Origin of the sequence: Nocardia sp. NPDC088792 (genome assembly GCF_044750615.1) — a bacterium.
Taxonomy (GTDB): Bacteria; Actinomycetota; Actinomycetes; order Mycobacteriales; family Mycobacteriaceae; genus Nocardia.
Genome location: NZ_JBIVKC010000005.1, coordinates 447,787 through 461,270 on the forward strand (window position 1 = coordinate 447,787; position 13,484 = coordinate 461,270).

The 13,484-nt window shown below is 67.4% G+C and carries 13 protein-coding genes and 1 tRNA gene; 6 read left to right on the plus strand and 8 right to left on the minus strand.

The annotated features are described in order from the left end of the window. Positions 1-265 precede the first annotated feature (265 nt). Positions 266-1,126, plus strand: coding sequence for a helix-turn-helix transcriptional regulator (locus ACIP5Y_RS34245; protein WP_400356538.1), 861 nt, complete (start codon positions 266-268; stop codon positions 1,124-1,126). 105 nt (positions 1,127-1,231) lie between these two features. On the opposite strand, the gene ACIP5Y_RS34250 is transcribed toward ACIP5Y_RS34245, so the two are convergent. The 4 genes from ACIP5Y_RS34250 to ACIP5Y_RS34265 all read right to left on the minus strand — a co-directional run bounded on the left by ACIP5Y_RS34250 (position 1,232) and on the right by ACIP5Y_RS34265 (position 4,809). Then, positions 1,232-1,305: transfer RNA gene (locus ACIP5Y_RS34250), tRNA-Pro, on the minus strand. 65 nt (positions 1,306-1,370) lie between these two features. Beyond that, entirely contained in the window at positions 1,371-2,549 is a 1,179-nt protein-coding gene (locus tag ACIP5Y_RS34255; protein ID WP_400356540.1) for a hypothetical protein, read from the minus strand. A gap of 47 nt (positions 2,550-2,596) precedes the next feature. Further along, entirely contained in the window at positions 2,597-3,796 is a 1,200-nt protein-coding gene (locus ACIP5Y_RS34260; protein WP_400356541.1) for a hypothetical protein, read from the minus strand. Positions 3,797-3,846: 50 nt separating this feature from the next. After that, positions 3,847-4,809 (minus strand): metallophosphoesterase, encoded by a 963-nt coding sequence (locus tag ACIP5Y_RS34265; protein WP_400356543.1) that lies wholly within the window; start codon positions 4,807-4,809, stop codon positions 3,847-3,849. Between the two features lie 187 nt (positions 4,810-4,996). On the opposite strand from ACIP5Y_RS34265, the gene ACIP5Y_RS34270 reads away from it, so the two are divergent. Then, positions 4,997-5,461: a GatB/YqeY domain-containing protein gene (locus ACIP5Y_RS34270; protein ID WP_400356545.1), complete on the plus strand. Its 465-nt coding sequence runs from the start codon at positions 4,997-4,999 to the stop codon at positions 5,459-5,461. A gap of 72 nt (positions 5,462-5,533) precedes the next feature. On the opposite strand, the gene ACIP5Y_RS34275 is transcribed toward ACIP5Y_RS34270, so the two are convergent. Then, complete coding sequence (locus ACIP5Y_RS34275) at positions 5,534-7,900, minus strand: penicillin-binding protein (RefSeq protein WP_400356547.1); 2,367 nt, start codon at positions 7,898-7,900, stop codon at positions 5,534-5,536. A gap of 299 nt (positions 7,901-8,199) precedes the next feature. On the opposite strand from ACIP5Y_RS34275, the gene ACIP5Y_RS34280 reads away from it, so the two are divergent. Further along, positions 8,200-8,523, plus strand: coding sequence for a WhiB family transcriptional regulator (locus ACIP5Y_RS34280; RefSeq protein WP_397005530.1), 324 nt, complete (start codon positions 8,200-8,202; stop codon positions 8,521-8,523). A gap of 147 nt (positions 8,524-8,670) precedes the next feature. Here the strand turns inward: ACIP5Y_RS34280 and ACIP5Y_RS34285 are convergent, their stop codons facing one another. Both ACIP5Y_RS34285 and ACIP5Y_RS34290 read right to left on the minus strand, forming a co-directional pair. Next, entirely contained in the window at positions 8,671-9,858 is a 1,188-nt protein-coding gene (locus tag ACIP5Y_RS34285; RefSeq protein WP_400356549.1) for an ArsA family ATPase, read from the minus strand. A gap of 2 nt (positions 9,859-9,860) precedes the next feature. Beyond that, positions 9,861-10,880, minus strand: a complete 1,020-nt coding sequence (locus tag ACIP5Y_RS34290) for an ArsA-related P-loop ATPase (protein ID WP_400356551.1) — start codon at positions 10,878-10,880, stop codon at positions 9,861-9,863. A gap of 170 nt (positions 10,881-11,050) precedes the next feature. On the opposite strand from ACIP5Y_RS34290, the gene ACIP5Y_RS34295 reads away from it, so the two are divergent. From ACIP5Y_RS34295 to ACIP5Y_RS34305, 3 genes are all read left to right on the plus strand, one after another. Further along, entirely contained in the window at positions 11,051-11,215 is a 165-nt protein-coding gene (locus tag ACIP5Y_RS34295; protein ID WP_400356553.1) for a hypothetical protein, read from the plus strand. Further along, a complete protein-coding gene (locus ACIP5Y_RS34300; protein ID WP_400356555.1) occupies positions 11,215-11,682 on the plus strand; it encodes a RidA family protein in 468 nt (155 codons plus the stop codon). The genes ACIP5Y_RS34295 and ACIP5Y_RS34300 overlap by 1 nt, the downstream gene beginning before the upstream one ends. A gap of 75 nt (positions 11,683-11,757) precedes the next feature. Continuing rightward, on the plus strand, positions 11,758-12,564 hold the full coding sequence (locus ACIP5Y_RS34305; RefSeq protein WP_400356557.1) for an MBL fold metallo-hydrolase: 807 nt from the start codon (positions 11,758-11,760) through the stop codon (positions 12,562-12,564). Between the two features lie 105 nt (positions 12,565-12,669). On the opposite strand, the gene ACIP5Y_RS34310 is transcribed toward ACIP5Y_RS34305, so the two are convergent. Beyond that, the gene (locus tag ACIP5Y_RS34310; RefSeq protein ID WP_011206875.1) at positions 12,670-13,344 is read right to left on the minus strand and encodes a Crp/Fnr family transcriptional regulator; all 675 of its coding nucleotides are present in this window, start codon (positions 13,342-13,344) and stop codon (positions 12,670-12,672) included. Between the last annotated feature and the right edge of the window lie 140 nt (positions 13,345-13,484).

Here is a 13,484-nt window from a genome sequence, read left to right on the forward strand (position 1 = left end):
GGGGACGGAACTCTTCGCACTGTCCTGTCCGCACGCGGCGACGGACAGGAGGCCGCCACGGCGAAGGCTGCGGAAACGATGCGTGCGGTGCGAATCATGGCGGTACTCCTCAGGGCGTTTCGAATAGCAAGACAAGAATCCTGAAATCCGGGACATCCAGGAAGGCCGTCCGCACCCTGGTATTGCGCATGCCACCCAGCCGGGCGGCCTAGGCTGGGCACCGGGGGTCCGTGGCCGGTGGGATTCCCGCGAGAGGAGGACCACCGTGGACGCAACGGGACCCGGAACGGAACTGGGCGCCTTCCTGCGCGCCATGCGGGAACGGCTCTCACCCGAGGCAGCCGGACTGTCCAGTACCGGGCAACGCCGCACCCCCGGACTGCGCCGCCAGGAGGTCGCACAGCTCGCGGCCGTCTCCATCGACTGGTACATCCGCCTCGAACAGGGCCGCGCGGGCACCCCGGGCGCCGCCATCCTCGACGCCCTCGCGGAAGCTCTCCAGCTGAGCGACGCCGAACGCGCCCACCTGCATCTGATCGCCCGCGGCGCGCAGCCGCCCAGCCGCACGCGGCCCACCGAACCGCCGCCGTCCCTGCGCGCCATCCTCGACGGCATGCCGCAACTGCCCGCCTACCTCATGGACTTCCGGCTGGACATCTTCGCGCGCAATACCGCCGCCGCGGCCACCTTCGGCCCCGACTTCGAAGCCGGCGCCAATGCCGCCCGCCTCACCCTGCTCGACCCGGCCACCCGCGTCGCCCAGCTCGACTGGGAACGCATCGCCCGCGAAACCGTCGGCAATCTGCGCCGCAATGCCGCCCGCCACCCCGACGACCCCCGCCTGCAACAGGTCATCACCGAATTGCACAGCGAGAGCCCGGAATTCGCCGCCTGGTGGGACGACCACACCGTCCAGGACCGCAGCCACGGCACCAAACGCATCAACCACCCCGAAGCCGGCCACCTCACCGTCTACTACGACACCCTCACCAGCCCCGACGGCTCCGACCACAGCATCGTCGTCCTCACCCCCGCCGACCCGGCCTCCGCCGCCACCCTCGGCACCATCCTCGCCACCCACGCCAACCACCTCGGCGGCACCCTGCTGCGCCCCGCCGCCGGCTGATCCCGAGTTCCCCTGCGGAACAAGACAACTGCGCAAACCCGCACATACGAAAAGGCCCTGACCAGTAAAACTGATCAGGGCCTTTCCTGTGTCTCAACCAACACGTCGGGGTGACAGGATTTGAACCTGCGACCTCTTCGTCCCGAACGAAGCGCGCTACCAAGCTGCGCCACACCCCGTGAAGCGAACCTGGAGTAGCTTAGCGCAAGGTTGCGTCCGACGTTAAATCGGCTGGTCAGGTGGTCTAAAAGAGGCGGAAGGTGGCTAGTAGCCTACGGGCGAAGTCGGCGTTCACCGAGCGATCCACGCCGGTGTCGGCGGCGATTGTCAGGACCAGGGACTGGGTGCCGCTGCTGACGGCGAAGGTGTAGACGGAGTAGCTGGAGGCGCAACTGGGATCCGGTGGCGTGAACGCGCCATTGGTCTCGAGGTAGACGCCGTTCAGCTTGCCGTCCGTCGACGAGAAGGGCTGGGCCGCTCCGGCGTTCGTGGAGGTGCGGGTCGACCAGCCGACCTTCGCCATGCGCGCGCCGACATCGGCGGCCGCCGCCGCGGCATCGGACTTGTCGCTCAGGGTGAGGAACATGTTGGTGCGGGTGTAGTTCGGGCAATAGTTGTCGCCCTCGGTGGCGAGACCATTGACCGGAATTGCGTCTGCGCCCGTCCCGAAACCGGTCGCCGTCTGATCGATCTTCCAGTCCGCCGGGACATCCCACGCCGCCTTCACACCGTTCGGAACCACCACCTGATAACCGGGAATGATCGCCGCGGGTGTGGTGGTGGCCGGGGCGGTCGTCGCGCTGTACGGCGTCGTGGTGGTCGCCGGCGCCGTGGTGGTCGTCGTGGACTGCGCGCTGGAGCCGGAATTCTGATTCACGAAAACCACCGCCAGCACCACCGCGATCACCACCACCAGCGCGCCGATACCCACGAACAGCCACACCCGCCCCCGGCCCCGGCCGCCGCCACCCCCACCACCGCCGCCGCCGGTCGGGGGATAACCCGTATACGGCGGCACCGGTGGCGGCTGCTGCGCGGTCCGATACGCACCCGGACCCGACGCGTAGGGATTCGAGCCGGACGGATACCCGGGCCCCGTCGGCGGATTCTGGCCCTGCTGATAGGGATTCGTGCCGAGCGGTGAAGTCTGGCCCGGCGGAAAGGGATTCGCGCCCGACTGGTACGGCGGTGCACCGGACGCCGGGCCACCGGACTGCCACGGCACCGGACCCTGCTGCGGTGGCCCCTGTTGCGGCGGGCCTTGCCGCGGAGGCCCCTGCGGTTGCACCGGACCCGGCGGCTGCACCGGATGCAGCGGGTGCGACTCCCACGGTGATCCGGGCTCCGGCGCCCCCTTCCACCAATCCCCGCTGGACGTGGTCCGGTCCGGATCGTCCTTGCCATTGTCGAAACCACTGGTCATCGTCGGACCCCCTGTCTGACGAGTCGAACTGCCCCGGCCTGCGCCGGCTACATCGGTCGGATACTGGCCAGAATCTTCTTCGCCAGTGTCGCGTCCACCGACTTGTCCACCCCGGTGTCCGCCGCGATCGTGAACACGAACGCGCCATTGTCACCGGGGAAGGCGAAGGTATAGATCGAATAGGTGGAGGCGCAGCCCGCGGCCGGAGCCGGCGCATTGCCCTTGGATTCCATGTAGACGCCCTGCAACTGCCCGTCGGAGGACGAGAACTGCTCCGCCGCACCGACGGTCGTGCCGGTCGAGCTGGTCCAGCCCACCCGGCCCATGCGCGTGGCGATATCCGTCGCCGCCTTGGTCGGATCCTGCTCGTCGGACTGACTCAGGAACACGTTGGTGCGCACGTAATTCGGGCAGTACTCGACGCCGTCCTGTGCGAGACCCGCGATCGGGATCTGATCCGCCCCGCTGCCGAAGGCGGTCTGACCGGTCTGATCGATCTTCCAATCCGCCGGAACGTCATACGCCGCACCATTGTCCGGAATCGTCACCACCTGGAAGCCCGGAATGACCGGCGCCGGCGTGCCACTCGGATTCTGCGAACCGTTCGGCGTCGTGGTCACGACGCTGTCCAGCGGCGATGGGACGATCGACTTGGCCGACGGCGTACCGGAATGCCGGTTCACCAGCACCAGCGTCAGCACCACGCCGATGATCACCACCACCAGCAGGCCGATCCCGCCCAGCAGCCAACCCCGGCGCCGCCCGCCACCCGGCGGCGGCCCGTACCCGGGCGGCCCGAACTGCCCTGGCGGCGGCGGAAACTGCGGCCCGGCCGGGAACTGCTGCGTCGGCTGATAGGGCTGCGACTGATAGGGATCCTGGCCGTAACCGCCCGGATACGACTGTCCCGGGTACGAACCACCGGTGATCGGCGCGGTCGGCGGCGGCGTGCCACCCGGCTGCCACTGCGGATTGCCTTGCCCGCCACCGTAATTCGGCGGCGGAGAACCGAAGCCCGGCGGCTGCGCCCCATACCCGGGCGGCTCGGCGCCGTACACGGGTGGGCCGAAAGCCGGTGGCGCATCGGAGATCGGCGTCTGCCCCTCGACGGCAGGCGGCTGACCCGATTCCCGCTCGCCCTGGTCCGGCTGTTCATCCCGTGGTGACTCCGGGGTGGCGGCGGCCTGCCACCAGTCCGGTTCCGGACCCGGCCGCGGTGCTTCGTTCGGCCCATTTCCACTGGTCACGGTCGTCCCCTGACTCACTACATGCCGCGACGGCTATCGCGGCGGGTACTTCAACGCACGACGGCCTCGGAGGTCGCGCGTCCCCGGCCGGACTCCGACACCGGCTTCTTCGGCGGTGCACCCACCAGTGTCAGCAGGGTCGCCTCCGGACGGCAGCAGAACCGGTACGGCGCCCACGGCGACGTACCCAGACCGGCCGAAACATGCAGGCGGGTATGCGCACCCCAGCGGGAAGCGCCCTTCACCCGCGCCCGGTCGATACCGCAATTGGTCACCAGCGCACCGAAGAACGGCACACACAACTGGCCGCCGTGCGTATGCCCGGCCATCACCAGGTCGTAGCCGTCCGCGGCGAAGCGATCCAGCACCCGCGGCTCCGGCGAATGCGTGAGACCGATGCTCAAGTCCGCCAACGGATTCGGCGCACCCGCGACGGTGTCGTACCGATCCCGCTGCAGATGCGGATCATCCACGCCCGCGGTCGAGATCTTCACGCCCGCGACCTCGATATCGCGGCGCACATGCGTCAGATCCAGCCAGCCCCGCTCGGTGAACGCGGCGCGCAGATCCTGCCAGGGCAGCGGATCACCGTAGACGCGCTTGTGATCCTTGTCGAAGTACTTCAGCGGATTCTTCGGCACCGGCGCGAAATAGTCGTTCGACCCGAACACGAAGATGCCCGGCCGCGCCAGCAGCCCGCCCAGCGACTGCACCACCGAAGGCACCGCCTTCTGATGCGACAGATTGTCGCCGGTGTTCACCACCAGATCCGGCTCCAGCCGATCCAGCTCCCGCAACCACGCCTGCTTCAACTGCTGGCCGGGCGTCATGTGCAGGTCGGAGATGTGTAATACCCGTAGTGACGGCTTCCCTGGTTCCAGTACCGGTAGCGTCGCCTCACGCAGCGTGAACATGTTCCGCTCGATGAGCGAGGCATAACCGATTCCGGCGACCGCGGCCCCGGCGGCTCCCAAGGCGGCGCGGCTGAGGGCGGAGGTCGAGATTACGGGCATTTGCCCAGAATAGGCGACCGGGCCGAGAAACATCGACCCAAATGGCGGGGACCACTCCGCTTGGGGTGTATGTGGCGATTCCCGAGACGGGACATGCCTCCTGGGGTTTCGGTGGCTTGCGCCTGGTCAGGACAACACCTCGGAAAATCCGGCGATCCGCCGGGTAACCGGCGGTAGCGTGTGCCTCATGTCGGAACTCAAGAGCAAACTGCGATCGGACATGACGGCCGCGATGAAGAGCAGGGATACGCTGCGCCTCGGGACGCTGCGCATGCTGCTCGCCGCCGTCCAGACCGCGGAGGTCGCGGGCCCGGAGGCGCGTGAACTCTCCGACGCCGAAGTCATCGCCGTGCTGTCCAAGGAATCCAAGAAGCGCAACGAGGCCGCCGTCGTCTACGAGCAGAACGGCCGCGGCGAGCTCGCCGCCAACGAGCGCGCCGAAGAGCAGATCATCGACGAATACCTGCCCACCCCGCTGACCGACGCCGAGGTGGCCGATATCGCCGACACCGCCATCGCCGATGTCGCCGAGCAGCTCGGTGAGCGCCCCGGCATGAAGCAGATGGGCCAGGTCATGAAGATCGCCACTGCCCTCGCCGCGGGCCGCGCCGACGGCTCGCGCATCTCGGCCGCGGTCAAGTCCCGGCTCTGACCGATTCCCTCCGGAACGACAACGGCCCCCGTCCGAAAAGGACGGGGGCCGTTGCGTTTTCACCGGTCATCCCTACCTGGGGATGGGAATCGGTATGGGTATCGGCGGCAGTGCCGGCAGCGGTGGCAACCCCGGAATGTTCGGTAGCGGCACGTTATTGGGCGCGGCCGGCGCGGGTACCTGACTGCCGTCACTCACGTACAGGTTCACCACCGACCCCGGAATCGCCGACCCACTCGGCGAAATACCCAGCACCTTGCCCTTGTCCGGGCCCGGCTGCGTGGTCACCGACACCTGGAATCCCGCCCCGACCAGCGTCGAGGTGGCCTCCGCCTGATTCATGCCGACCACATCCGGGATCTGCGAATTGTTCGATCCGCGAACGTACTTGTCGTCCAGGGGCGGTAGCACCGACGGCGGATAGTGATCCAGCATCGGCCGCATGGCCCCGAGCCAGGTCTTGGCGGGCTCGTTACCACCGAACAGGTTTCCGCTGCCGCAGCTGCGCAGCGGGAACGAGCAGATCTGGCCGGGCGTACCGGTATCGCCGTAGATGAGCGCGGCGCCGGCGAACGAATTGGTGAACCCGAGGAACGCCGACGAGCGGTTGGTCTCGGTGGTACCGGTCTTCGACGACAGCGGCACGTTCCAGCCCACCGACCGGCCGGACGCCGCCGCGGTACCGCTCACCACGTCCTGGCTCAGCGCATCGTCCAGCGTATTGGCCAGCCCCGGATCGACCACCTGCTCACAGGCCTGCTGGGTCAGCGGCACCTGCTTGCCGTTGCGGTCCAGCACCTCCTTGATCGGGGTGGGCGGGCACCACTTGCCGCCGGAGGCCAGTGTCGCGGCCACATTCGACAGTTCGAGCGGATTGACCGCCAGCGGGCCCAGGGTGAACGAACCCAGGTTCTGGCTCTTCACCATGTCGGCCAGGCTCTGATTGCCGTTGCCGGACGTCCCCGGCAGCGTGTACGAGCGCAGCCCGAGGCGGACCGCCATGTCCACGGTCGGCGTCACGCCCACGGCCTGAATCAGCTTGACGAAGGCCGTGTTCGGCGAGGTCGCGAGCGCCTCGGTCACCGACATCGGCGACTTGTAGTTGCCCGCGTTCTTGACGCAGTAGGTCTCGGCGGGACAGCCGGGCGAATCCGAATTACCCATGCCCTTGGCCTGGAACGACCCGGGCACATCGAGTTGCGCGCTGGTGCCGAGCCCCTTCTCCATGGCCGCGGCCGTGGTGAAGATCTTGAAGATCGAGCCCGCGCCGTCACCGACCATCGAATACGGTTGCGGCTGCACCGTTTGGTGCGCGTTCGCGTCCAGGCCGTAGAAGCGGCTGGACCCCATGGCCAGCACCTGATGCGAATCCTGGCCGGGCGCGATGATATTCATGACCTCGGCGATGTCGTCGAGATTCGGGTCGGCGTTGGCGACCAGTGAATTGCGCACCGAGTCCTGCACCGCCGGGTCCAGGGTGGTGCGAATCAGGTAGCCGCCGCGGTTGATCTGATCGCGGCTGATGCCCGCGTCGGCCAGGTACTGCAGCGCGTAGTCGCAGAAGAAGCCGCGGTCGTTGGCGGCGATGCAGCCACTGGGCAGGCTCTTCGGCTCGGGCAGCACGCCCAGCGGCTGGGTCTTGTCCTGGCGGAACTCGTCGGCACGGCTCGGCACGTTCGCAATCAGCGTGTCGAACACCGTGTTCCGGCGTTCCAGCACGCCCTGCGGGTTGGTGTACGGGTTCAGCTTGGAGCTGGACTGCACCATGCCGGCCAGCATGGCGGCCTGCACCATGGTCAGATCCTTGGCGTCCACGCCGAAGTAGGTCTGCGCGGCGTCCTGAATCCCGTAGGAGCCGTTGCCGAACGACACCAGGTTCAGATAGCGGGTGAGGATCTCGTCCTTGGTGAGCTGCTTGTCCAGCGTCAGCGCCATGCGGATCTCGCGGATCTTGCGCGCGGGCGTGGTCTCGATGGCGGCGCGGCGCTCGGCATCGGTCTTGGCCACCACGAGCAGCAGGTAGTTCTTCACGTACTGCTGGTCGATGGTCGATCCGCCCTGCTGGATCTCACCGCCGGAGGTATTGGTGAGGAAGGCGCGGAACGTGCCCTGCCAGTCCACACCGTGGTGTTCGGCGAAGCGACGGTCCTCCACCGACACGAGCGCGAGCTTCATGTCGTTGGCGATCTTGTCGCTGGGTACTTCGAAGCGGCGCTGCTCGTACAGCCAGGCGAACGGTGTGCCGTTCGCGTCGACCATGGTCGACACCGCGGGCACGGTGCCTTCCACGAGTTCCGCGGAGACATTGTCGACGGCGTCGGCTGCTCGGTTGGAGATGAAGCCGAACCCGCCGGCAAGCGGGAACAGCAGTCCGGCGAGAAGCACGGCGGCCAGGACGCAGCTGCCGGCAAGTCTCCAGAGCGTTCGTGTGATCGGCACGGCCCCTAGCCTAATTGCCCTTTCTGGCAGTCGGTGTCCGCGTGGCGCGGGTGTCCATTCGTCCTGAAAGAGACGGACTGCCCGGTTCCATGTCTCGAATGCATGGACGGACGTACCAGAAAATCTCGGGACGGTCTTGCGCAGGCCGCACACCATTACCTAGATTGAGAACCCAGTGTGATAGAGCTAACACTCAAAGTGGAATGTGGTGCAGTTCGCAGTGGGGTTGGGTAACTGCGCGCTGCACGCGATTCTGGAGCGCCGTGACCCGGTGTTCGGACTGCAAAGGGGCACACCAAATGCATATGACTACCCCCATCGCTCGATTGGACGTAGAGCAGGCCGAAGCGAGAATCGCCTGGGTTTCCCAGGCCCGATGCAAGGAAGTAGATCCCGACCAGCTGTTCGTGCGTGGCGCGGCACAGCGCAAGGCAGCGACCATCTGCCGGCATTGCCCGGTGCTGATGGAGTGCGGGGCAGACGCCCTGGACAACCGTGTGGAGTTCGGTGTGTGGGGCGGCATGACCGAGCGGCAGCGCCGTGCGCTGCTCAAGCAGCATCCTGAGGTAACCAGCTGGTCCGACTTCTTCCGAGTCCAGCGAGCGCAGAAAGTAGCGATGTAGCCAAGTATCCCCGAAAGCAGAACGGATCGAGCCCGCTTCGAGCGGGCTCGATCCGTTTTCAGGGACAAGCCGGGCGAAACACTCCTTTCCGGAGGTTTCATCCGGAAACATTCCGGTGCGAGGCCCACATGGGAAGGGGCCTTGTCGCTAAGCCGATCCCGCCGCGCCCGCTTCGGCGAGTTGATCGCCCACCGCGCGCAACGCCTCCAGGTCAGCGACCTCGAACGGCAGCGCCGTGACCGCCGCGATCGGCACGCTCGGATGCGCACCCGTGAACCGGTGCAGCAGATGCTGTTCCCGCTTCGCGGTCGCCGCCCGATGCGCGTGAATCCGCAACACGGCGGCCGTGAGAGCCTCCGGCGTCTCGGGCGTGTCGCCCTGCGCGTCGGCTTTACCGTTCACCGGCGTCTCGGGGGCCAGACGGTCCGCGGCCACCTGCGCCTGCTCCACCGACAGCGAACTCAGCACCGGATGCGTGCGATTCAGCACCAGACCCGCCAGCGGCATCTTGTCCGTCGACAGCCGATCCACGAAGAACGACGCCTCGCGCAACGCATCCGTCTCGGCCGCCGCCACCACGATGAAGTGGGTGCCGGGCCGGGACAGCATGGCGTAGGTGCGATCCGCGCGATCCTGGAAACCACCGAACATGGACTCCAGCGACTGCAGGAACAGCGACGCGTCCTTCAGCAACTGCCCGCCCACAATGGTCGAGACCCCGCGCAGCGCCAGGCTCATCGCGCCCGCCACCAGCTTCCCGACCCCGCGGCCCGGCGCCATGATGACGCGAATCATCTTGCCGTTCAAGAAGTTCCCGAGCCGTTTGGGCGCATCCAGGAAGTCCAGGGCGTTCCGCGACGGGGGAGTGTCGACCACGATCAGATCCCACTCGCGCTTGCCGGCGAGCTGACCCAGCTTCTCCATGGCCATGTACTCCTGCGTGCCACCGAAGGAGGACGCCACGGTCTGGTAGATCGGGTTGGCGAAGATCTGTTCGGCCTTCTCCGGCGTGGTGTGCTCCAGCACCATCTCGTCGAAGGTGCGGCGCATGTTCAGCATCATGGCGAACAGTTCGCCCTCGGCCTCCGGGCCGAGTTCCACCCTCTGCGGGGTGTTTCCGAGATCGGACACGCCCAGCGACTGCGCCAGCCGCCGCGCCGGATCGATGGTCAGCACCACGACCTTGCGGCCCGACTCGGCCGCGCGCAGGGCCAGCGCCGCGGCCGTGGTGGTCTTGCCGACCCCGCCGGAGCCGCAGCACACCACGATGCGGGCCGACGGATCGGCGATGATCTTCGAAATGTCCAGGGGGACAACGCCTGCCGGAACGATCATGACTAGCGGACCCCCTGCGCCGCGAGAACCTCGGCGAGCTCGTAGAGCCCGCCCAGGTCCATGCCGTCGGCCAGCGACGGCAGGTAGAGACGGGAAATGTTCACCTGCGCCAGATCCGCGGCATTCTCGTCCTGCGCGTGCAGGCGGGCCGAATGCTCCACGGTTTCGGCCACCAGGCCCTGGAAGTCGGCCTCGGACAAGGCGATTCCGGCCTCGGCGAGTCCCGTCCGCAGCGCGTCGGTGTCGATGTCGCCGGCGGCGGCGCGCTCGCGCACCGGCTTCGGCAGGTAGCCCTCGCCGGCGCGGTTCACGATGACCGTGCCGATATTGAGGTCGTTGGCGGTGAGTTCCGCGACGGCGTCGGCGGTCTCCTGCACCGGTAGCGCCTCCAGCAGGGTCACCAGATGGATCATGGTCTGCTCGGAGTGCAGCAGCTTCGAAACCCCTACGGCCTGAGAGGCGATGGGGCCGCCGCCGGCGATCTCGGCCATGGCCTGGGTGACGTCCAGGAAGGCGGCGATGCGCCCGGTCGGCGGTGCGTCGATGACGATCTCGTCGTAGACCGGCTTACCGGACTTGTCGACGCGCACCGCGCATTCCTTGATCTTGCCGGTGAGGATGACGTCCCGCAGCCCCGGCGCGATGGTGGTGACGAATTCGATGGCGCCGACCCGCCGCATGGCGCGACCGGCGAAACCGAGGTTGTAGAACATGTCCAGGTACTCCAGGAAGGCATGTTCGACATCGAGCGCCAGCGCCACCACTTCACCGCCGCCGTCCGCGGCGGCGATGCGAGTTTCGGTGGGCGGCAACGGCGGCAGATCGAACAGCTGCGCAATGGACTGCCTGCCCTCGACCTCCACCAGCAGGACGCGCCGTCCGCCGGCGGCCAGCGCGAGCGCCAATGCTGCCGCGACCGTCGACTTACCGGTCCCCCCTTTGCCGGAAACGTAATGCAGGCGGGCCTTGTCCGCCCGCTCCGGCCAACCTGCCTCGACCCCCGGCTCAACCGAAACGGGCACAGCTATCGGTACTCCCACGCTCGCGACTCTATAACTCGTTCCTGGTTCTCGCCCACAGGACTCCGCAACTGTCTGATACACCACTCTGGAAACCCGTATTTCCCAATAGGGGAGCGTACTCGGAGGGCCTGGGGTACTGGGGAAACCACTCCGAGGGCTAATCTCGCCCCATGAGTGATGTGACCAAGTGGGAGTACGCCACGGTGCCGCTGCTGACCCATGCGACCAAGGCCATCCTGGACCAGTGGGGAACCGACGGCTGGGAACTCGTCACCGTGCTGCCCGGCCCGACCGGCGAGCAGCACGTCGCCTACCTGAAGCGAGCCAAGAACTGATGGCCGCCGCCACCGCCTGGGCGGAGAACCTGAAGAAGCTCGGCCTCGAACTACCGTCCGTGCCCGCCCCGGTCGCGGCCTACATCCCGGCCGTGCGGACCGGCAATCTCGTCTACACCTCCGGCCAGCTGCCATTCGTGAACGGGCAGCTGCCCGCCACCGGCAAGCTCGGCGCCGAGGTCGCCACCGAACAGGGCGCCGAACTGGCCAAGCTGTGCGCGCTCAACGCGCTGGCCGCCATTCACGGGCTCGTCGGACTCGACAATGTCGTGCGCATCGTGAAGGTCGTCGGATTCGTCGCCTCCGCACCGGGTTACGGCGATCAGCCGCTGGTGATCAACGGCGCCTCCGAATTCCTCGGAGAGGTCCTCGGCGATGCGGGCGTGCACGCGCGCTCCGCCGTCGGCGTCTCCGAACTGCCCAAGAACACCCCCGTCGAGGTGGAACTCATCGCCGAGGTGCGCTGAAAAAGCTTGGCGTACAAAGCAAGCGCGGTGCGTTCAAGGCTGGACGCACCGCGCGCCGTGCATTAGGACAAGAGCATGACCCTCACTCATCCCGCCTACGAGCAACTGCGGCAGGTCACCCCCTCCGCCGGAGTGGTGCTGGCCGACAACCCCAGCGGAATGACGCTGGAGGGCACCAACACCTGGCTGCTGCGCGCCCCCGGCAGCACCGCCTACGTGCTCGTCGACCCGGGTCCCAAGGACCGCAAGCACACCGAGGAACTCGTGCGCGCGACGGGCGGGGAGATCACGCTCACCCTCATCACGCACCACCATCACGACCACACCGGCGGCATCGACCGCCTGGTGAAGGCCACCGGAACCCCGGTCCGCGCGGTCGAATCCGACTTCCTGCGCGGTTCCGGCCGCGCCCTCACCGACGGTGAGGTGATCGAGGAAGCGGGCCTGCGCATCACCGTCCTCGCGACCCCCGGCCACACCACCGACTCGGTCAGCTTCCTCGTCGACGGCCCGGACGACGAGCGCCTGCTGCTCACCGGTGACACCGTCCTCGGCAGCGGCACCACCGTCCTCGAATCCCGTGACGGCGCACTGGCCGACTACCTGGATTCCCTCGGCAAGCTGGTGGAAGCCGGCAAGGGACGGGCCCTGCTGCCCGCTCACGGCCCCGACCACCCCGATGCGGAACCGGTGCTGCGCTTCTACATTCAGCACCGCGAGGAGCGCCTGCAGCAGGTGCGGGAAGCCCTCGAGAAGCTCGGCCCCGACGCCAAGACCCTGCAGATCGTCGCGCACGTCTATGCCGACGTCCCCAAGACCCTCTGGCCCGCCGCTGCCAGCTCGGTGAAAGCCCAACTGGCCTACCTGCGTTCGCACGGCTGAAGACACGAAAGGGACCGTGCTGTCCTCACCGTCGGTGGGGACAGCACGGTCCCTTTATCGTCTCCGGGGTTTCAGGGGCTTGCCCCTGAGAGCTCCCGAGAGTTGTTACCGCGCGCGGCGCGCCAGGCGCTCCGAGTCGGAGATGAGCACGCTCTTGCCCTCGAGTCGCAGCCAGCCGCGGTGCGCGAAGTCGGCGAGCGCCTTGTTCACGGTTTCGCGGGAGGCGCCGACCAGCTGGGCGATCTCCTCCTGGGTGAGGTCGTGGGTCACGCGCAGCGCGCCCGCCTCCTGGGTGCCGAACCGCTGTGCGAGCTGCAGCAGCGCCTTGGCGACACGGCCCGGGACATCGGTGAAGATGAGGTCCGCGAGGTTGTTGTTGGTGCGGCGCAGGCGCCGCGCGAGCACGCGAAGCAGCTGCTCGGCGATCTCCGGACGCTGGTCGATCCACGACTTGAGGGCGTCACGGTCCATGGTGACCGCTCTGACCTCGGTGACGGTGGTGGCCGTCGAGGTCCGCGGACCCGGGTCGAAGATCGACAGCTCGCCGAACATATCCGACGGACCCATGATCGTGAGCAGGTTTTCACGACCGTCAGGGGACCTGCGGCCGATCTTCACCTTGCCCGAGGTGATGATGTAGAGCCGGTCGCCCGGCTCCCCCTCGTTGAAGATCACGTGGCCGCGCGGGAAGTCAACGGGCTGCAGCTGTTTGGCGAGAGCCGCCACCGCGGTGGGCTCTACGCCTTGGAAGATGCCTGCTCTGGCGAGGGCCTCGTCCACGAATGTGCTCCTTATGGGAAATGGCTCTGTCCTGGACCGAAACGACTCGGCCGACAGTGCAGTCTACTTTGCAATACCGCCGGGTAGTGATAGACACCACGCGCCGAGCTCATTCTCGGTCACTTGGAAGCCCAGTACGC